This is a genomic window from Microbacterium sp. HMH0099, from assembly GCF_049384025.1.
Lineage (GTDB): Bacteria > Actinomycetota > Actinomycetes > Actinomycetales > Microbacteriaceae > Microbacterium.
Genome location: NZ_JBMRJR010000004.1, coordinates 177,258 through 196,633 on the forward strand (window position 1 = coordinate 177,258; position 19,376 = coordinate 196,633).

Sequence of the window (19,376 nt, forward strand, 5' to 3'; positions counted from 1 at the left end):
CCCGGCGGATCCTCGGGGTCAGATGACGTCGTCGTTGGACGATCGGGTGCTCGAGCGGGTCACCTGTGCGCCGCCGACGCCCTCGGTGCGGGTCACGGTGTCGGTCTGACGACGACGGACCAGCAGGACGAGGCCGATCACGAACACGATCGCTCCCGCACCCATCATGATGTAGCCGATGGTGCTGAGGTCGACGTACTCATTGGGCAGGTTGACCGCGAAGGCGAGGACAGCGCCGATGACGAACAGCGCGATGCCGGCTCCGATGCTCATGACAAAACCCCTTTCGAAGGTCTCACAAGCATCCCAGTCGGGACGGGTGACGCTGTCAGCCTTGACAAGACCGTGTCAACCGCGGCGCGTCGTCCAGCCCCGGACGGTTGCATGGATGCCATGAGCAAGAACGACGTGACCACCCGTTCGAACCGCGGCCAGTGGGAGAACTCCGTGGAGGGGCGCCCCGAGTACTCGGCCAGCTTCTCGAGCAAGGACGAGGCCGTGGACCAGGGCCGCGCGATCGCCGACGAGCTCGGCGGGCAGCATTTCGTCGAGGATGCCGAGCCGACCGGCGCGATCACCGACGAGGACTGACCCCGTCCTGCGCCGCGCCGGCTCCGCGCCGCGCTGCGGTGCTGCGCCGCGCCGAGCCGCGCAGGCCGTGACTTGTCGCATATGCCCGCCCCGCGGCATCCCTCGCGTACATCTGCGACAAGTCAGCGCGGAAGGGGCGGGACGTCGGCGTCGGCGTCGGCGTCGGGGCGGTGGGGTGCGCGGTGCTAACCTTGACCGGTCCGCCTCCGTAGCTCAGGGGATAGAGCGTTGGTTTCCGGTACCAAAGGTCGCAGGTTCGATTCCTGTCGGGGGCACCACGTCGAACGGCCGCGAACTCAGTGAACAGCTGAGAGCGCGGCCGTTCCGCCGTTGACGCGGGCGATCCGGGGATCGCGGAGCGTGGGAGCGCTCCCTTCGCCGCGGCTGACCGCGGGCTCTTGTGACCACGCTTTGTGAGCGATAACATCACCGGGTCACAGGATTCGGCGGCCGACGAGGGCCGCGCGAAAGGACCGCAATGAAGCAGACCCTTCCCCGTCGGACGCTTGCGAGCGTCACGACATTGGCTCTCGCGCTGACCGGCGCGCTCGTCGCCACGCAGCCCGCCGCGGCCGCGGACGATCGACTGGTCGCGCACTACCCCCTGACCGAGACGAGCGGCACGACCGCCGTCGACGCGTCGGGCAAGGGCCGCAACGCCACCTACGTCGGGGGCGCCTCGCTCACCGGCGCGGAGGGCGTGCGGCTCGACGGGACGGACGACTACGTCGACCTCCCCGACAACCTCCTCTCCGGGCTGAACTCGGTGACGGTCAGCACCGACGTCCTCGTCCGGGCCGGCCAAGGCACCCCGTACTTCATCTACGGCCTCGGCAACACCTCCGGCGGCGCCGGCAACGGCTACCTGTTCTCCACGGGCAACCCGTTCAAGACCGCCATCGCCACCGGCAACTGGACCACCGAGCAGACGGTCAACAGCAACGCCGACCTGCAGCGCGACGTGTGGAAGACCATCACCTACACGCTCGACGACGCGACCGACACGGCGCGCGTCTACCTCGACGGCGTCCAGGTGGGCCAGGCCACGAACGTCACGATCACGCCCGGCGCGATCGGCGGCGGCACGACGACGGCGAACTACCTCGGTCGTTCCGTGTACGACGCCGACCGCCGTCTGTCCGGCAGCCTCCGCGACTTCCGCATTTACAACACGGCGCTCTCCGCCGCCGACGTCGCCGCGCTCGTGCCCACCGACGCGACCCGCCTGCAGCGCGATGCGGCGGCGCTGTCGCTGGGCGACCTCAGCGCCGTGACGGCGGACCTCACCCTCCCCGCGACGGGCGTCAACGGATCGGCCGTCACCTGGGCCACCAGCAACGCCGGCGCCGTCAGCGCGACCGGCAAGGTCACCCGCCCCGCCGCCGGACAGCAGCCCGCCACCGCGACGCTCACGGCGACACTCACGCGGGGCTCGGCGACGCAGACGCGCACCTTCGCGGTCACCGTCGCCCCGATGCCCGGCCGGGACGACCTCGCCCGCGCCGATCTCGACAAGATCTCGATCGCCAACGCCGGTGACATCCGCGGCAACATCACCCTGCCCACGAAGGGCGCCGTGAACGGTACCGCGCTCACCTGGACCGCCTCCCCCGCCGGCGTCATCTCGACGACCGCCCAGGGCGGAAAGGCGGCCGGCGTCGTCACCCGGCAGGCCGCCGACACCACGGTGACGCTCACCGCAGCGGCATCCGGAACCTCCCTCACCCGGCAGATCCAGGTCACCGTCAAGGCCGCCCCGGCGGGCCTCGACAAGGACTACTCGGCCGGATACCTGTGGACCCACTTCGCCACCGAGGGCGGCTACGAGAAGATCTTCCTCGGCCACAGCACCGACGGACTGCACTGGGAGAAGCTGAACGACAACAAGCCCATCCTCGCCAACCTCGGCGGCGACCTCGGCGTGCGCGACCCGCACCTCGTCCGTTCCCCCGAGGGCGACAAGTACTGGATCATCGGCACCGACCTGCATGCCGAAGGCGGCGGCCCCGGCGGCTCCGGCTGGAACCAGCTGAACGCCAGCCAGAACATCGTCGTCTGGGAGTCCACCGACCTGGTGAACTGGAGCGACCAGCGCATCGTCTTCGCCGGGTTCGACAAGGCCGGCTGCGTGTGGGCGCCCGAGGCGATCTACAACGAGGCCACCGGCGAGTACTACGTCTACTGGGCGGCCCGCGACCAGCGCGACAACGGGACCGAGGACTGGGCCCTGCGGATGTACCTGACCAAGACCCGGGACTTCGTCTCCTTCACCGAGCCGGAGATCTGGACGACCCTCAACCCGAAGGGCGACGGTCAGGGCGGACGCAGCATCATCGACTCGACGATCGCCAAGGAGGGCGACACCTACTACCGCTTCTCCACCTCCGACTGGGACACCGTCGTCGACACGGCACCGTCGCTGGACGGCCCGTGGACGCAGAAGATCGGCCCCGGCCAGGCGGCCGCCGCCGGGATGCGGGCGCGCATGGAGGGCCTGACCGTCTATCAGCTGCCCGACGGTCGCTGGTCGGTCATGGGCGACGAGTTCAACTACTACGGACACATCGCCGACACGCTCTCGAGCCTGAAGTTCCGTCAGCTGAGCAGCGGTAGCGGCGCCGACCAGTTCTCGTTCGACCAGTCGTTCCGGCACGGGTCCGTCCTGCGCCTGTCGAAGGCGGAGGAGCAGCGCCTGCTCGCCGCATACGGTGACGCGCCGGTCGAGCCGACCGAGCCGGAGGAGCCCGCGCAGGGCCCGATCGCGGAGTACACCTTCGAGAACGGCTCCCTCGCGGACACCGTCGGGGACGCCGACCTCACCGCGTCCGGCACGGCGGCGGTCGCGACCGACGCCGACCAGGGGTCGGCCCTGCGCCTGACGGGTGCGGCGAACGGGTTCGCCTCGTTCCCGGCCGGGTTCTTCGACGGCCGCGACACCATGACGGTGTCGATGGACGTCAAGTCCGAGCTGAACGACGGCAACTTCTTCACCTTCGCCTTCGGTCAGAACCAGGACCGCTACTCGTTCCTGCGGGTGCGCGGCGGCGACGCCCGGACGGCCATCACGAAGTCGACCTGGCAGGGCGAGTCGGACGTCACCGGCTCCATCTCGGCCGGGCAGTGGCACCGCTACGACCTCGTCTACGACGGCAAGACGCTGCGGATGTACATCGACGGCGTCAAGGTGGACGAGAACACCGCGCTCAACGCCTCGGTCAGCGAGCTCGGCTCGAACCTCGCCGGCTACCTCGGCCGGTCCTTCTACGGCGCCGACCGCGCATTCCAGGGATGGTTCGACAACGTGCGCGTCTACAACCGCGCGCTGTCCTCGACCGAGATCCTCGAGAACGCGGGCGTCGAGGACCAGCTGCTCGACGTGTCGCTCACGCAGCCCGAGAAGCTCAAGCTCGCGCCGATCGTGAACGGCGACGCGCGCACCGTCATCCTCCCCGTCGTGAAGGGCACGGACGTGTCCCGGCTCGCCCCGACCTTCACCACCGTGTCGGGGGCGACCGTGTCGCCCGCGTCGGGGACGACGGTCGACCTGCGCACCCCCGTCACCTACACGATCACCACGCCCTCGGGCGAGAAGGCGACGTGGAAGATCGAGGCCCGCGTCGTCAACAGCCCGGTGCTGCCGGGGCTGTACGCCGACCCGAACATCGCGGTGTTCGGCGACACGTACTACATCTACGCGACGACCGACGGCTTCCCCGGCTGGGGCGGCAAGGAGTTCTACGTCTGGAAGTCGAAGAACCTCACCGACTGGACGCGCTCGGCCGCGCCGTTCCTCACGCTCGACGGCGCCAACGGCAACGTCCCGTGGGCGACCGGCAACGCGTGGGCGCCGACGATCATCGAGCGGGGCGGGAAGTACTACTTCTACTTCAGCGGGCACAACCCGACGTACGACCGCAAGACGATCGGCGTCGCGGTGGCCGACTCCCCCGAGGGTCCGTTCGTGGCCCAGCCCACCGCGATGATCCTCAACAACGAGGCCGTCACGTCGGGCCAGGCCATCGACCCCGCCGCGTTCCACGACCCGGTGACGGACAAGTGGTACCTCGGCTGGGGCAACGGCTCACCGGTTCTGGCGGAGCTGTCGGACGACATGCTCTCGATCAAGCCGGGGACGTACCAGCGGATCAACGGACTGACGGACTTCCGTGAGGGCGTGTTCTTCAACTACCGGAAGGGGCTCTACCACCTGACGTACGCGATCGACGACACGGGGTCCGAGAACTATCGGGTCGGCTACGCCACCGCGACCAGCATGAACGGTCCGTGGACCTACCGTGGCGTGATCCTCGAGAAGGACCTCGCCCTCGGCATCAAGGGACCGGCGCACAGCTCGATCATCAACGTGCCCGGCACGGACGACTGGTACATCGCCTACCACCGGTTCGCGATGCCGAACGGCAACGGCACCAACCGTGAGACCACCATCGACCGGGTCACCTTCGGCGCGGACGGCCTCATGCAGAAGATCGTGCCGACGCTGGAGAGCGTGGCTCCGCAGACGGTGCCGGCGGCCGGCCCGGAGATCACGTCGACGGCGGGCACCCGCTGCGTGGCGGGCAAGGTGACCCTCGTGGTCAGCGCCGTCAACCGCGACGACGTCCCGGTGTCGGTGACGATCGCCACCGCCTTCGGGTCCAAGACCGTCGCGTCCCTCGCGCCCGGGAAGACGACGACGCAGAGCTTCACCGTGCGTCAGTCGTCGGTCGCGGCGGGCACGGCGACCGTCACGGCGACGGCGAACGGCGGGAGCACGGAGCTCAAGCCGGCGTACACGGCGCGCAGCTGCGGCTGACACCGGGCGGGCCCCCTCGGCCCGCAGACGAGAGGGGCCCCTCCGTTCGGAGGGGCCCCTCTCGTCTGTCCGGCGTCCGTCGCCGGTGCCGTCGAGCAGGGTCCGGGCCGGCGTCCGTCGCCGGTGCCGTCCTGCGGAGTCCGGGTCCGGGCCGGCGTCCGCCGCGCCGTCCTGCGGAGTCCGGGTCCGCCACGCCGTCTGGCCGTGCCGCGACGCGGCGTGTCGCCTCACGACTCCGCAGGACGGCGGCCGGTCACTCGTCGCCGATGACCCCGATGCCGCTGGCCTGGTGGTCGGCGTTCGGGTCGTCCTTCGCCGGGGCCTTCGCCCCCTCGTCGGGGTCGGTCTCCTGGCTCGGGGCGACCGTCGGGTCGTCGGCGAGGGTGTCGGCGTCCTCGGCGGGCGCGCTGTCCTGGGGGTCGCTCATGGGGTGTCCCTTCGTCGAAGCGGAGCACCATCCTGTCGCGCCGCCCCGCCCCTCCCCAACCGCTTGACCCCCGCCCGTCACCGCGCAAGGGATGCCACGGCGGTGACATGGCGCACATGCACGCCGCACGCCGCCCACGGCGGGCATTCGCGACAGGTCAGCGCCCTGGGGGAACCGGGATGCCACGGCGGTGACATGGCGCACATGCACGCCACACGCCGCTCACGGCGGGCATTCGCGACAGGTCAGCGCCCGAGCACGCCGCGCAACCGGTCCGTCCAGGACTGCGTCAGCAGGACCTCGCGTCCGTCCACCTCGACCGCGAGCGTGGAGCCGCCGAGGAGCCCCGACCGGCGGGGACGCTCGTCGCTGCGCACGTAGGCGGCGGCGATCTCGACGTAGACCGCCAGCAGGCGGGCGCTCTCGTCCTTCGACGAGGCCTCATCGACCAGCTGAACGCGATGACGCGTGTCGACGTTGACGCTGAACCACCGCGATCCCGGCGTCGACACCCTCGCCCACCGTTCGCCGCGCGCGAGCCGCGCCCAGGCGCTCCCGGCCGAGACGCCGGTCTCGACCTCGAGGTCCGCGTGCGCGACGACGAGCACGTCCAGCATCGCCAGCGCCTCGGGAGCGCTCACGTAGTCGGCACGGCCGGGTCCGATGCCGCCCCACTCGAAGCGCGATCCGGAGCTCATGATCGCCGGGATGCCAGGGGGGCCATGTCGAGAGCGTACTCTCCGACGGTCGTGTCGCGGCGCGTGCCGCCGGTCAGCTCGGCCGCAGGCGTGCGTCCGGATGCAACGAGCGCAGACGCACCGACCCGTCGACGATCGCCCGGAGCGCGCGCGGGCTCAGCTCCAGCTCGGCCGACACGCGCTCCACTCCCGCTCCGGACGACACCGCGCCCCGCAGCGCCGCCTCGGCCGCCCGTGCCGCGGCCTCGACGCCGTCCGCCGTGCTGCCCACGAAGGCGGCCAGCCGCTCGGCGGCGAGACGGATGGATGCCGAGCGCTCCCGCTCGAGAGGGGAGGTGGCATCCCTCGGTCCGAGTCGGCTCATGCCCGCACCTCCGCGACGGAGGCGGTGGGGGTATCGGCGAGGTTCATCGGGCCTCCGCGGGTCGGCGTGGACGGGCGAGGACTCCATGCTCGCCCGCGCGCCGCGGTGGCACATCCTCCGTGCGGACCATTTCCTCCCCCGGTCGGGGGAGGCGGGGACGCTCAGGCCCGCGTCGCCCGGGAGGACGCCCGCAGTCCGATGCCGAGGCGGGCGGCCCGCCCCAGCGTGAGTCCCGGGACGTAGCACCGCACGAGCGCGATGCCGATGGCCGGCAGCTGCGCGGCGTCGGGGTACAGCATCCAGACCGCGGCGTGCTCCGGCTGGAACTTCTTCTTGAAGTTCGCCAGGGAACGGAACCCGTACGCCGGCTCGAGGAGCGTGCTTAGCGTCTCGAGCAGACGCTCGACGGCATCCCGGTCCGCGTCGTGTTCGCTGCGATGGAACGCGAGGGGCGAGCCGGACAGGCTCAGCGTCACGCACCCCTCCTCCTTCGCCTGCTCCACGACCGCGCCGATGACGAACTCCATAACGCCGTTTATCGCGTCGTCGCGCCGGCGCATCACGTCGAGCGTGTAGCCGGTGACGCCGTCCGCGGAGAAGACGGGCAGCCAGCTCGTGACCGCGATGACGCGTCCGTCCGCGTCGCGCGCGAGCATGAGACGGACGGCGGGGTCGAGGAGCTCGTCGACTCCGCCGAGCGTGAACTCCATCTCGGGAATGGTCTTGTCGGCGACCCACGCCTCGGAGATCTCGCGCACGTGCGCGCGGTCCACGAACGACAGGGCGCTCCAGCTCGTCCACTGCGCGGTCACGCCCTCCCGCTGCGCGCGGTTCGTCGCGGTGCGGACGTCCTGCCGCTTCTTGCCCGCGGGCGTCCACGTGCGCGGGTCCAGCAGCGCCTCCTCGGCGACCTGCGTCTCACGCCAGCCGAGGTCCGCCAGCGCCGCACGCTCGACGTCGTCGACGCTGTAGAAGACCGGGGTCCAGCCGTGCTCGCCGCAGTAGTCGACGAAGCCGCGTCCGACGCCCGGGTGGGAGCGGTCCGCGCCGAAGGCTCCGCCGAGGGAGACGGCGATCCGGCCGTGGACGCGGTAGGCGATGGCGGCGTCGAGACCGGGCGCGAACCAGTACGCGTTGCCGGACCACGTCGTCATGAACGCGAGCGATCCGCCGCCGCCCCGCTCCAGGACCTCGCGCGCGCGGGCGCGGTCCCCAGAGTGCGCGACGGTGCCGCCGCTGGTCACCAGGCGGATGGATGCCACGATGCACACGATCCAGAACAGGACCGACGGCAGATACCACGTCGCCTGCGCCCACCCGCTCACGGGGACGAACGTCGCCGAGTCGTACGGCAGGAGCGACGGGGGCAGGAGGCGCAGCGGCAGGGATGCGACGATGTCGCGCACGCTCGCCCACGGACGGAACTGATCGCTCACGACGAGCATCGACAGCAGCGTCACGACGAGGACGAGGAGGCCTCCGCCGACGACCGTCCCGACGAAGACCGAGCGGGCCCCCGGCGCGGACGCCACGCGCACCGCGCGCCGCGACAGGAAGAGCACGAGCGCCACCGCGAGCGGTGTCAGGGCGGCCACGCCGAGTCCGATCAGGTACTGCACGGCCGATGTGCCGATCGTGGGGCTGCGGATCTGGGAGACGGCGTCCCACGTGCCGGGGCTGAAGACGAGGAACTGCAGGGACAGCCCGACGAAGGCGCACAGCTCGACGACGATCGCGATGCTGAGCGCCCCGCGCCGGCCGCGGAGGATGCCCCAGGCGCAGACCACCAGCAGCAGCATCGGCAGGGCCGCGATCCACCCCGCGTCGGGCTGCATCTCCGCGTAGACCTCGCCGTCGGGGCACGGCACGACCGACGAGGTCACCGAGCAGGGCTGTCCGTCGACGAAGGTCAGGGGGTCGTAGGAGAGGTAGCCGTAGACCGTCATGAGCCCGTAGCCGACGCCCCACACGGTCGCGATGACCGGCCCGATCGCGCTGATCGCGGTGACGGCCGCGAGCAGGATCCGCGTCTCGTGGTGCGAGCTCCGCAGGACGCGCAGCCCCGCCCCCCGCCCGCCGCTCAGACGCCCGATGAGCAGGCCGACCGGCAGCGAGACGAGGGTGTACAGGTCGTCGGCTGTGCCCGAATACAGGAAGAGGGTCACCGCGAGCAGGGTGAAGGCGAGCCGCACGCGACGGCGCCAGAGCGGACGGGCGAAGCAGCTGGCCGCCATGGCCACGCCGATCGCCGCGGCGATGGGCGGGGCGCCCGACAGGGGCTCGTCGTTGAGCGGAAGCACCGCGAGGACGCTCCGCTCGACCGTGGAGAGCGCCAAGCCCGCGAGCGAGGTCAACAGCCCTCCGCCGAGGTAGGCCAGGACCACCCGGCGAGCGCCCATCGCCCGCTCCGCCGCCGCGGTCACGAGGAGGACGACGGAAGCGACGACCAGCAGCCGCCGCCACGAATCGACGGTGAACAGCGCGAGACCGACGGCCCGGAGGTCGTAGGCGTTCCGCCACGGCAGGGTGTCGCGCATGAGCATCACGGTGCTGACGACGACGACCGTCAGCGTGAGGACGACCGCCACCCACGGCACGCGTCGCCACCACGCGGCCGCCGGCGACGCGGTGACGACGGGATTCCTACCGTCCGCGGCGGGGGGCGTCGCGGGTACGGTCGGCACGACGGCTGTGGGGGTCATGGGATCTCCACTCGGGTGCGGGATCGTCCCCCCGGGTTCGGAGACGACTCCCCATCCTCATGACCGCTGTACGCCCGTGGCATCCGTCCGCGGGGTTATTCACCCCCGCCACCCGGCGTATTCACCCCTCGCCACCCGGCGTGGCCGGATGCCGCCCGTCGGGCGGGGATCCCCCGGCCCGCGGTTACGCCTGCGTGGGCGTGTCGAAGTCCCAGTCGATCGACTCGTCGGCACCGTCGCGCTCGTCCGGCTCGACGGCACGGAGCTGGGTGCGGGGGAAGAGCCGATGCTGCGTGAGCTCGGCGGCGGCCCGGGAGAAGTCGGGCTCCTCGCCCGTCCAGTCCACCGGCGCGGACAGGACGTCGTTGCCGACGCCGATCACGAGCTCCGCCTGCGCGACCGTGCCGTCCTCGGTCACGATCGGGATGCTCACGGCCTCCGCCTGGCCTTCCTTCGCCACGGCGGCGGTCAACTCCACGAGCGACGCGGCGACGTCGTCAGTGGTCTTCACGGTCTCTCCGGCGTAGGTCACACATCGCATGGTCACAGCCTGGGGCTCGGGCCACGGCCGGGAGGGCGGGTTGCACCCTCCGGGTCCGGTGGGGTACGCGCGCCCACCTCCACGGTGCGACGGATGCCAGGCGCGTGCGAGGGCGCGTCGAGCGCCGCGGCGGTCACTCCCGGCGCTGGACTCCGCGCAGCATCGCCGCATCCAGTTCGTGCCACACGGCCCGGACGGTCTCGAACTCGGCGAACCGCTCCGGTGGCGGCTCCTCCAGGGAGAGGCGGTATCCGCGGGGCAGGTCGTCCACGTGCTGTCCGTCGCGGGGTCCGCCGACGAGCACGTAGATCACGATGACGGGTGCGCGTCGGACTCGACCGCGACGCCGTCGACGGCCTCGCTCATGCGCTGCAGGAAGGCCACGACGGCACCCGACTCCTCGGGGCTCATGTCGATCACGGCCGCCAGCATGCGATCGTGCATATTCCCCAGGGTCTGACGGACCTCGACGTGGGCGCGATCGGTCGCGCGGACGAAGATGCTGCGCCGGTCGGCGGGGTTCGCCACGCGGGTGAGGTGACCGGAGCGCTCGAGACGGTCGAGGATGGCGGTCGTGGAGGCGGTGGACAGGCCGAGATAGCGCGTCAGCTCGCCCGGGCGCACCCCGCGGCTCGGGTCGCGGAGCAGGTAGCGCAGCACGAGCAGCTCGTTCTCGCCCATCGACATGGACTCGCGGGTGCGACGGCGCATGGCCATCTCGGCTGCGCGGTATACGCGGAGCGCCTCGAGGACGGCCTTGCTGCGGGTGCGCCGGTCGGCGCTCTCCTGGCCGTACCAGTAGGTCGACGACGGGGTGGTCTCCGCGGAGGCGGGGACGCGAGGAGCCGTCTCGATGTCGGTCATGGTCACTCCCCTTTCCGTTCGTTTGTACGTGGAGCATACCGCGAAACGAATAGTTAGACAAACTAGTTACTAACCGAGTATGTTCGGATCACAGCAACCGCTTCACGAAGGGAGATCCCATGGGCCACCTGTTCTACGGCGCCACCACCGAGCCGATCGCCGTTCCCGACCGTCTGCTCGCCCACCTCAAGGTCGTCACCGCGACCAAGCTCCGCCGCGGCGAGAGCTTCACGATGTCGTGGCGTCACCTCGACGGCGAGGCCGGTCGCACCACGCTGTGGCTGCAGCCTTCGATCCCCCTCCGTTTCGTCTTCGAGTCGGCCGAGGCCGAGAAGTTGCACGCCCCCACGCTGAAGAACATGGCCGACCTGGCGAACTCCTCCGCCGGCCTCGTCGTCGACCTCGACGCGCAGATCCCCGAGGTCGAGGACATGGGCCGCCCGTCGGCCGCTCCGCTGCGTCGCTCGCTCACCACGGCAGCCTGACGTGACCTCCCCGACATCGGCCACGATCACCCCGATCTCGACCGCTCGCGTGCTGTGGGCGAAGGTCGACACGGGTTTCTGGGTCGCCGACCGCGGCGGCGAGTACTTCGGATGCGTCGACTCCGTGGCGGGCGGGTTCGTCGCCCGCGACAGCCACGGCATCCCGGTCGGACGCTACGAGACCCTGGATGCCGCCAAGGCGTCCCTCCGCACGACGATGCACCCGGCGAACTCCGCACGCCGTCGTCGTCTGGAGCGGACCCCACTCGTCGTCGCGACCGCCGCGGGCTCCACGGCCGTCGCCTTCGCCCTGACCGCCGGCGCTCTTGCGCCGTACCTGTGAGGCGCAGATGAACGGCGAGGACCTCCGGGACGAGGCCGACGACTTCGAGGACGCGGCCGCCGCCGCGTTCCGCGTGCGCTACGGCGTCGCACCTCTCTGAGCCGCGGCACCGGGGTGCGCCAGGGGGTGTACACCCGGCGTCACGTGTGGAACCGTGCAGGTCTCGGACGATCCGGCCCGCATCCCGTGCCTCGGGACCGCGCCCGGGTGAGGCCGGAGGAAGAAGGGCAGAGCCATGACGACGAACGACACGACGGGTCGACCGGACGACGAGGACGTGCCGGGCGCGGACGCGCACGGTGCCGGATCGGAGTCCCCCGAGGAGGGCGCGGCGGCTCAGGATGCCGCGGACGACGCCTCCACCCAGGCGGACTCCCCCACCGGTCAGATCGACTGACCGCGCGCCTCAGAAGGCGTAGCGCACCCGGCAATACGGCAGCGTGGTCGCGATGAGATCGGTGAGGGCCGCCACGCTCTGCGCTTTGAGGGGGTGACGGTACCGCACGTTCGTCGCGCCGTTCTGCGAGCGCTTCTCCTCCTGCGCGGCGGGCGTCCACAGGAGCTGCTCGGCGGTCGGATGCCACCCAAGGTTGACCTCGTGCAGGCCTTCGTTGTGCGTGAGGAAGATCACCTCGCACGCGAGCTGGGCCTTCGCCCGGGGGTGCAGGGCGGCATCCAGCTGTTCGAAGAGCTCGCGCCAGTCCGCGAGCCAGGTCGGCGTCAGGATGACCGGCGAGAAGTTGACGTGCACCTCGTAGCCCGCGTCGACGAAGTCGTTGATGGCGGCGATCCGCTCGGCCATGGGCGACGTGCGCAGGTCGGTGACCCGCGCCGTGGCGGCCGGCATGAGGGAGAAGCGGATGCGCGTGCGGCCGGCGGGGTCCCAGTCGAGCAGGTCGCGATTGACGAACTTGGTGGCGAAGGACGCCTTGGCCGTCGGCGTCATCCGGAACAGCTCGCAGACGTCGCGAACGTTCTCGCTGATGAGGGCGTCTACAGAGCAGTCGCCGTTCTCGCCGATGTCGTACACCCAGGCCTCGTCGTCGCACTGGTTCGGCTCGGTCTTGGGGCCCCGCGCGGCGATGTGACGGGCGAGGTGCCGACTGATCTGGTCGACGTTCGCGAAGACCGTGATGGGGTTGCTGTAGCCCTTGCGGCGCGGCACGTAGCAGTACGCGCACGCCATGGCGCACCCGTTGGACAGCGACGGCGCGATGAAGTCGGCCGAGCGGCCGTTCACGCGGGTGACGACGCTCTTCTTGACCCCGACCACCAGGGCCTCCGTCTTGATGCGGATCCACCGTGCGACGTTGGCCTCGTCGCCGTGCACCTCGGGGATCTGCCAGTGGGATGCCACGGGGACGATCTCGGCCTCCGGCCAGCGGGCCACGATCTCCCGTCCGCGCTCCAGCTCGAGCGCCGCGTCCTCGGCGTAGATGCGGGTGACGCCGAGCAGCTTCTCGCGAGTGACGGACATACGTCCGTTCTACTCGGGGGTTCCGACATCGCCCCCGTCGGGCAGGGGCTGGCACCGCGGGCACCACCACGTCCGCCGCTGCTCGGGGTCGTTCGCGACCTCGTCGCGCACCCGCACCCGGGTGCCGCACCGCAGGCACGGCCGCCCCGCCCTGCCGGCGACCCAGTGCGAGGCCCCCTTCCGGCGGTCCCCCGTCGTGACCTGGTACATCCCGGGAACCATGGCCGAGAGGCGCAGGCACCGAGCGGCCAGGGCGACGAGCGCGTCCAGGTCCGTCCGCCCGATCGGGGCGAAGGGATGGATGCCGCGGAGGAACGCGAGCTCGTTGACCCACAGGTTGCCGAGCCCGGCGATCCGCGTCTGGTCGAGCAGTGCCGCCACGACGGGACGGGCAGGATCGCGACGGAGGCGGCGCACGGCCTCGGCGGCATCCCAGTCGTCCCGCAGGGGATCCGGACCGAGCCGGCCCACGACGTCGTCCTCCCGCGCCGTGGGGACGAGCTCCACGACCGGCAGGTCCAGTCCCCAGACCTCCTGCCCGTCGTCCAGGCGCAGCCGCACGCGCGCCGTCTCGCGCGCCGACGCCGGCAGACGCCGTCCCGGACGGGTGACGGTCCAGCTGCCCTGCATGCGCAGGTGCGTGTGCAGCGTGGATCCCCCCGAGAACCGGGTGAGCAGGTGCTTGCCGTGCGTGTCGTAGCCGACGATGCGCTCCCCCGCGAGCGACCGGCCGGCCGCGTTGCCGGAGCGCAGCTCGCCGTCGACGACCACACGGTCCCGCGTGGCGGCGTCGAGCCGCATCCGCAGGCGGTAGACGCTGTCGCCCTCGGGCACGGCTAGGGGGTCGCGTCGCGCCGCGACGCCGCACCGGGATCGATGTCGCGCAGCGACTCCTCGCGCGGGGCGAGGTCCGGCCGCAGGCGTGTGCCGAACTCGTGGCGCAGTGCGCTCAGCGCCGCCTGCCACCCCGCGAGGCCGTGCACGCCGGGGCCGGGGCTCGTCGAGGACGAGCACAGGTACACGCCGTCCATGGGCGTACGCCAGGGGTCCGGGCTGTAGACGGGACGGCCCAGCAGCTGCGGAAGAGAGGGGGCGCCGGCGGAGATGTCGCCACCGGGGAAGTTGGGGTTCCAGGCGGCGATGTCCACGGCGGTGCGAGAGGTCGACGCGAGGATCGTGTCGCGGAAGCCGGGCGCGAAGCGCTCGACCTGACGGACGACGGCCTCCTCGCGATCCGCGGGGCTGCCGGGCGGGACGTGGGTGTACGCCCAGAGCACGTGCTTCCCCGCCGGGGCGCGGGTCGGGTCGAACAGCGTCGGCTGCGCCGCGAGCACGTACGGCGCGTCGGGCAGTTCTCCCCGCGCGACGGCGTTCTCAGCCGCGGCCACCTCGGCCCGTGTCCCGCCGATGTGCACCGTCCCGGCGCGTGCGACGTCGGCGTTCGTCCACGGCACCGGCTCGGACAGGGCGAAGTCCACCTTCGCCACGCCCCCGCCGTAGCGGAAGCGCTCGAGCTTGCGGCGGTAGCCGGACGGCATCCGGCATCCCGCCAGCCGCACGAGAGCGCGGGGGGTGACGTCGAGCAGCACCGCGCGGGCGGGGGGCAGCTCGTCGAGGGAGGTCACCTCCGTGCCCGTGTGGAAGACACCGCCGTGGGCGCGGACGTCGGAGATCATCGCGTCGGCGATGGCCTGACTGCCGCCCACGGGGATGGGCCAGCCGCGGCCGTGCCCGTAAGTCGCGAGCACCAGGCCCGCGCCGCCGGCGGCGATGCTCGGCTGGTGCAGGATCGTGTGCGCCGAGACGCCGGTGATCAGCGCGGGCACCACCTCGTCGCGGAAGCGCTGATTCCACCACGGCCCGCCCTGCTCCAGGGAGCGGATGCCGAAGAAGAACGCGGCCAGCGGGTCTCCGGGGACCCGCAGCAGGGCGTTGCCGGTGAAGTCGGCGACGCCGCGCAGATGGTCCACGAGGGGGCGCATGAGCCGCTCGTACGCGGGGCCGTCGACACCGAGCCCCTCTGCGGCGCGCGCGAGGTCGCGGAAGGCGAGGCCGGCACGGCCGCCGTCCAGGGGATGCGCGTACGACACCTCGGGCCGGACGAACGGCACCCGGCGCTCGAGCGCGAACTCGCGGAAGAACCAGGACTCGAACGCGAGCGGGTGCACCGCGGAGCCCACGTCGTGGCGGAAGCCGGGCAGGGTCAGCTCCGCGGTGGACGCGGCACCGCCCAACGTGTCGGCCCGTTCGTAGACGGCGACCGACAGACCCGACCGCGCCAGCGTGACCGCGGCGGCCAGGCCGTTCGGGCCCGACCCGACGATGATCGCGTCGTATCCCTCGCTCATCGGTCGACCGGCTCTTCCTCGGCGGTGGAGACGTGGCCGAGCGCCGACGCCCCGCCGGACGTGCCGGGGGCACCGCCCTCGGCGAGGTACGCCAGTCGGTGGAGCGTCTCGGCGTTCCGCCAGCGGGTGACGGCGTCGAAGACGACGTCGGGCAGCAGCCTCGTCGGTCCGGTCACCGGCTCCTCCTGGATCCGCACGACGCAGGTGTCGCCGCGTGGCTTGACGTCGATCGCGACGCGCGCGACGCCGATCGGTCCGCCGTGGGGCTCGAGCACCACGCGGCGCGGCGGATCCCACACGCGCACCACGGTCCGGTCGTTGGTGACGATCGGCCAGGAGCCGAACGAATGATGCAGGGTCGCGCCCTCGGCGGGCCAGTCCTCCGACACGTCGCGCATGCGGGAGGTGCCGACGACCCACAGCGGATAGAGCCAGCCGTTCTCGAGCACGCGGAAGACGTCCTCGGGGGTGCAGCGCATCACCCGGACATTGCGTGCCATGGGACGATCCTGCCCTTCGTCGTCGTCGTCACGGCGGTGGACCCGCCGCGCAGGCGTCGGACCGGCGGACAACGTCGGTCGGGGCGCCTGGATGCCACGCTACGCACCGCTGCGCCGACCGCCTCGACCGTTGCGCCCCACCCGCCGCAGCGGGTAACGCGAGCTGCGCGGCTCAGCGCTCCCGCGGCGAGCGCGGCAGCACGATCCACACGCGCGTGCCGCCGGTCGGCGCCTCATCCAGGCCGATGTGCCCGCCGTGCGCCTCGACGATGCGCCGGCACGTGGCCAGGCCGATGCCGATGCCCGCCACGTCCGCGTCGTGGCCGCGCTGCATCGGCTCGAACATGCGCTCGCGCAGCTCCGGCTCGATGGCGTCGCCGTTGTCGTCCACGGTGAGCCGCCAGCCGTCGGGCAGGGCCTCGAGGCGCACCTCGACCCGCGGGACCCGCCCCGCCGCCACGGTGAACTTCACGGCGTTCGCGATGAGGTTCTGCAGCAGCACGCGGAAGAGCGTCGCGTCCGCCCGCACGAACTCGGAGGCATCCACGCTCACCTGCGCACCCGTCTCGACGAGGGCGCCGTCCAGGTCCTCGAGCACCGCGTCCACCGAGTCGGCGACGTCGACGTCGCTGAACTGCGGGCGCGCGCCGCCCATGCGGGCGAAGTCGAGGAGGTCGGTGACCATGGCGGTCATGCGTCCGGCGGCGGCCTCGGCGCGGGCCAGGGACTGCGCGGCGCGGGGGGCCTCCGCCATCTCGGGGCTGTCCGCGGCGAGCTCCAGGAAACCGGAGAGCGCGGTGAGCGGGTTGCGCAGGTCGTGGCTGACCTGCGCGGCGAACTGCTCGAGCTGGGCGTTGGACTCCGCGAGGTCGCGCGTGATGCGGCGCAGCTCGAGCACGTCGATGACCTGGTGTGCGAGCAGGTCGAGGGCGTGGCCGTGGGCCGCCGAGAGCTCCCCCACCTCGTCGTCGAAGACGCACAGCGTGCCGATCGCCACGCCGGACGGCGTGATGAGGGGGCTCGAGGCGTAGAAGCGGACGTTCGCGATGACGCCGGTGACGAAGGGGTTGGCGGCGAAGCGCTCGTCGAGGCGGGCATCGGAGACGACGACGCGACCCGGGCGGGAGATGACCGCGGCGCACATCGAGTCCTCGCGGGAGCAGCTCGCCGCCTGGATGCCGACGGCGGCGACCTGATGCTGCATCCGGTCGTCGATGATGTTGATGACGGCCGTCGTGACGCCGCAGATCGTCGCGGCGAGCTCCACGAGGCCCTGCAGGTCCGGTTCGGGCGCCTCCCCGACCAGTCGGTACTGCGCGATCGCCTCGCGTCGCGTCACATCGTGCGCTGTGGACACAGCCGTTCCCCTCGAGCTCCCCAGTGAGGTCAGCCTAGGGGACTACACCCTTCCCTTCGTAAGTCCAAGACCCTCGCGTGCGGGCGCCCGGGCGACGAGAGTGTGGGGATGAGCGATTCCACCCCCGTCCCCACCGACCCGACCGCGCCCGGCGTCCCCGGGGCCCCGGCGGAGCCCGTCGCCCCGAACCCGGTCGAGCCGACGGCGCCGAACCCCGTCGAGCCGACCGTCCCCCTGCCGCCCGAGCCCTCCCCCGAGCCCGTGGGCGCCTTCGCCGACGACGACGGGGATGCCGTCTCGTCCGACGAGCTGCACGCGGACAACGCCGTCGAGGAGGACATGATCGACGCCGTCGACCCGGGCGGTCGTCCCGACTGAGCCTTCCCGCCCGCACCGCGGGCCCGGATACGACGATGCCGCCGCGGTCCTCCGCGGCGGCATCGTCATGCGGACGTGCGGGTCAGGGATTGCCCCGCGTCCACAGCAGGAGGATCGCGACGACCTGGAGCACGAGGCATCCCGCGAGGATCGCCGTCCGCCGCCGGGGCGTCGAGGACCAGCGCTCGTCGCCGAAGAGCGGTGCCATCGGCATGATGAGGCGGAACGTGCTCTGCTGCGGCAGGAACACCGCGAACAGGTAGAGGCCGTAGCTGAAGCTGTAGGCGACGACCATCAGGCCGAGGCGGCGGACCGGGCGCGACCACATCAGCATGGCGAAGCCGACCACGATCGCGACGACGATCAGGATGCCGACGGGGCCGAGCCACGTGCCCGCCTGGCGGAACCACGGGGTGAAGGGCATGAACTCGTCGTTGCCGACGAAGTCGATCCACCACCCGATCTCGGTGCGGATGTAGGCGTTGTGGGTGCCGGTGGCCGCCTGGGCGATGTGGTTCCAGGACAGACCGGCCGCCGCGAGGCCCATGCCGGTGACGAACAGCCCGGCCCACTCGCGGAACGGGAACGGGTCGACGCGGCGGCGGAAGAAGCGGACCGCGAAGACGATGCCCAGGCCGAGCGCGAGCGCCAGCACCCCGGGACGCGTGTAGGCGGCGACGAGCCCGATGGGCAGGATCCAGATGTACTGCCGTCTGATGGCCAGCAGCATCGACGCGAACATCAGCATCATGAACAGGCCCTCGCTGTAGCCGAGGACCATGATGAACGACAGGGGGGCGAACGAGAAGATGACCGTGCCCCACCAGGCGGAGCGGGGCGTGGTGACGGTGCGCAGCAGCACGAACAGCAGCCAGGTGGCGCCCAGGCCCGCCGCGACGCTCAGCAGCACGGCGACGACCTGCCACCCCAGCCCCGTGGCTCCCGACAGGGTGCGGATGAGGAACGGGAACACGGGCAGGAACGCCCAGTTGTTCGGCAGGATGTCGCCGGAGACGTTCATCGGCAGCGAGGTCGGGTAGCCCTGGGCGGCGATCTGCCCGTAGCGGTCGGCGTCCCAGCCGGTGAGGTAGTCGAAGAAGGTGCCCAGGCGCTCGTCGTCCGGGCCGAAGCCCCAGCGCCCCGCCTTCGCGATGGAGTAGAAGCCCCACAGCATCCCGACGTTCACGAGGCGGGCGACGGCCCACAGCAGCAGGACCTTGGTGAAGGCGCCGCGCTCGAGGGGGACGACGCCCTGCGGCTTCCGCAGGACGTCCGCGGCGTACTCGCGCAGGGCGCGGCCGGCGCGGGAGTCGAGGAGGCGGCGTCCGCGGTCGCCGAGGCGGGTCGGGACCGTCCGCGGGGACAGCTGGCTCGGCGGTGCGCTCACTCGGAACCTTTCAAGAAGAGGGCGAGGTGACGACGTTGTCGGGCCCGGGAAGTGCATCTGGGCCAGATGGTAGCGGATGCACCCGGACATTCCCCCTGCTT

20 protein-coding genes and 1 tRNA gene are annotated in these 19,376 nt (G+C 71.7%); 7 read left to right on the top strand and 14 right to left on the bottom strand.

The window, feature by feature from the left end; genetic code table 11:
* Positions 1-18 precede the first annotated feature (18 nt).
* Positions 19-273, bottom strand: a complete 255-nt coding sequence (locus tag ACO03V_RS10930) for a DUF6458 family protein (protein ID WP_367730227.1) — start codon at positions 271-273, stop codon at positions 19-21.
* A gap of 120 nt (positions 274-393) precedes the next feature.
* Between ACO03V_RS10930 and ACO03V_RS10935 the strand changes: the two genes are divergently transcribed.
* The 3 genes from ACO03V_RS10935 to ACO03V_RS10945 all read left to right on the top strand — a co-directional run bounded on the left by ACO03V_RS10935 (position 394) and on the right by ACO03V_RS10945 (position 5,404).
* Positions 394-591 carry a DUF2188 domain-containing protein gene (locus ACO03V_RS10935; RefSeq protein ID WP_387055878.1) on the top strand — a complete coding sequence of 66 codons (198 nt, stop codon included), beginning with the start codon at positions 394-396 and terminating at the stop codon, positions 589-591.
* Positions 592-793: 202 nt separating this feature from the next.
* Positions 794-869, top strand: a tRNA-Arg gene (locus ACO03V_RS10940).
* 200 nt (positions 870-1,069) lie between these two features.
* Complete coding sequence (locus ACO03V_RS10945; RefSeq protein ID WP_423137605.1) at positions 1,070-5,404, top strand: family 43 glycosylhydrolase; 4,335 nt, start codon at positions 1,070-1,072, stop codon at positions 5,402-5,404.
* Positions 5,405-5,657: 253 nt separating this feature from the next.
* On the opposite strand, the gene ACO03V_RS10950 is transcribed toward ACO03V_RS10945, so the two are convergent.
* The 7 genes from ACO03V_RS10950 to ACO03V_RS10980 form a co-directional block, all read right to left on the bottom strand.
* Positions 5,658-5,831 (bottom strand): hypothetical protein, encoded by a 174-nt coding sequence (locus tag ACO03V_RS10950; RefSeq protein WP_367730221.1) that lies wholly within the window; start codon positions 5,829-5,831, stop codon positions 5,658-5,660.
* 245 nt (positions 5,832-6,076) lie between these two features.
* Entirely contained in the window at positions 6,077-6,529 is a 453-nt protein-coding gene (locus tag ACO03V_RS10955) for a hypothetical protein (protein WP_423137606.1), read from the bottom strand.
* A gap of 73 nt (positions 6,530-6,602) precedes the next feature.
* Positions 6,603-6,893 (bottom strand): hypothetical protein, encoded by a 291-nt coding sequence (locus ACO03V_RS10960; protein WP_367730217.1) that lies wholly within the window; start codon positions 6,891-6,893, stop codon positions 6,603-6,605.
* A 161-nt stretch (positions 6,894-7,054) separates the two neighbouring features.
* Positions 7,055-9,595, bottom strand: a complete 2,541-nt coding sequence (locus tag ACO03V_RS10965) for a bifunctional lysylphosphatidylglycerol flippase/synthetase MprF (protein WP_423137607.1) — start codon at positions 9,593-9,595, stop codon at positions 7,055-7,057.
* Between the two features lie 184 nt (positions 9,596-9,779).
* The gene (locus ACO03V_RS10970) at positions 9,780-10,136 is read right to left on the bottom strand and encodes a hypothetical protein (RefSeq protein ID WP_423137608.1); all 357 of its coding nucleotides are present in this window, start codon (positions 10,134-10,136) and stop codon (positions 9,780-9,782) included.
* Between the two features lie 133 nt (positions 10,137-10,269).
* Complete coding sequence (locus ACO03V_RS10975) at positions 10,270-10,449, bottom strand: hypothetical protein (protein WP_423137609.1); 180 nt, start codon at positions 10,447-10,449, stop codon at positions 10,270-10,272.
* Entirely contained in the window at positions 10,446-11,000 is a 555-nt protein-coding gene (locus ACO03V_RS10980) for a MarR family winged helix-turn-helix transcriptional regulator (RefSeq protein WP_367730206.1), read from the bottom strand. Before ACO03V_RS10980 ends, ACO03V_RS10975 begins: the two co-directional genes overlap by 4 nt.
* 119 nt (positions 11,001-11,119) lie before the next feature.
* Here ACO03V_RS10980 and ACO03V_RS10985 point away from each other — a divergent pair, with 119 nt between their 5' ends.
* The 3 genes from ACO03V_RS10985 (at position 11,120) to ACO03V_RS10995 (ending at position 12,225) form a co-directional block, all read left to right on the top strand.
* Positions 11,120-11,485: a hypothetical protein gene (locus ACO03V_RS10985; protein WP_367730136.1), complete on the top strand. Its 366-nt coding sequence runs from the start codon at positions 11,120-11,122 to the stop codon at positions 11,483-11,485.
* 1 nt (position 11,486) lies between these two features.
* Positions 11,487-11,828: a hypothetical protein gene (locus ACO03V_RS10990; RefSeq protein ID WP_367730134.1), complete on the top strand. Its 342-nt coding sequence runs from the start codon at positions 11,487-11,489 to the stop codon at positions 11,826-11,828.
* A 235-nt stretch (positions 11,829-12,063) separates the two neighbouring features.
* On the top strand, positions 12,064-12,225 hold the full coding sequence (locus tag ACO03V_RS10995) for a hypothetical protein (RefSeq protein WP_367730132.1): 162 nt from the start codon (positions 12,064-12,066) through the stop codon (positions 12,223-12,225).
* A gap of 9 nt (positions 12,226-12,234) precedes the next feature.
* On the opposite strand, the gene ACO03V_RS11000 is transcribed toward ACO03V_RS10995, so the two are convergent.
* The 5 genes from ACO03V_RS11000 to ACO03V_RS11020 all read right to left on the bottom strand — a co-directional run bounded on the left by ACO03V_RS11000 (position 12,235) and on the right by ACO03V_RS11020 (position 17,510).
* Entirely contained in the window at positions 12,235-13,305 is a 1,071-nt protein-coding gene (locus ACO03V_RS11000) for a spore photoproduct lyase family protein (protein WP_423137610.1), read from the bottom strand.
* Between the two features lie 9 nt (positions 13,306-13,314).
* Entirely contained in the window at positions 13,315-14,139 is an 825-nt protein-coding gene (locus ACO03V_RS11005) for a DNA-formamidopyrimidine glycosylase family protein (protein WP_423137611.1), read from the bottom strand.
* A gap of 2 nt (positions 14,140-14,141) precedes the next feature.
* Positions 14,142-15,653, bottom strand: a complete 1,512-nt coding sequence (locus tag ACO03V_RS11010) for a phytoene desaturase family protein (protein ID WP_423137612.1) — start codon at positions 15,651-15,653, stop codon at positions 14,142-14,144.
* Positions 15,650-16,153 carry an SRPBCC family protein gene (locus ACO03V_RS11015; protein WP_367730060.1) on the bottom strand — a complete coding sequence of 168 codons (504 nt, stop codon included), beginning with the start codon at positions 16,151-16,153 and terminating at the stop codon, positions 15,650-15,652. Before ACO03V_RS11015 ends, ACO03V_RS11010 begins: the two co-directional genes overlap by 4 nt.
* Positions 16,154-16,325: 172 nt before the next feature.
* Complete coding sequence (locus ACO03V_RS11020; protein WP_423137613.1) at positions 16,326-17,510, bottom strand: sensor histidine kinase; 1,185 nt, start codon at positions 17,508-17,510, stop codon at positions 16,326-16,328.
* A 108-nt stretch (positions 17,511-17,618) separates the two neighbouring features.
* On the opposite strand from ACO03V_RS11020, the gene ACO03V_RS11025 reads away from it, so the two are divergent.
* Positions 17,619-17,888 carry a hypothetical protein gene (locus tag ACO03V_RS11025; protein WP_367730056.1) on the top strand — a complete coding sequence of 90 codons (270 nt, stop codon included), beginning with the start codon at positions 17,619-17,621 and terminating at the stop codon, positions 17,886-17,888.
* An 82-nt stretch (positions 17,889-17,970) separates the two neighbouring features.
* Here ACO03V_RS11025 and ACO03V_RS11030 read toward each other — a convergent pair whose 3' ends face one another.
* Positions 17,971-19,275 carry a hypothetical protein gene (locus tag ACO03V_RS11030; protein ID WP_423137614.1) on the bottom strand — a complete coding sequence of 435 codons (1,305 nt, stop codon included), beginning with the start codon at positions 19,273-19,275 and terminating at the stop codon, positions 17,971-17,973.
* Positions 19,276-19,376 lie beyond the last annotated feature (101 nt).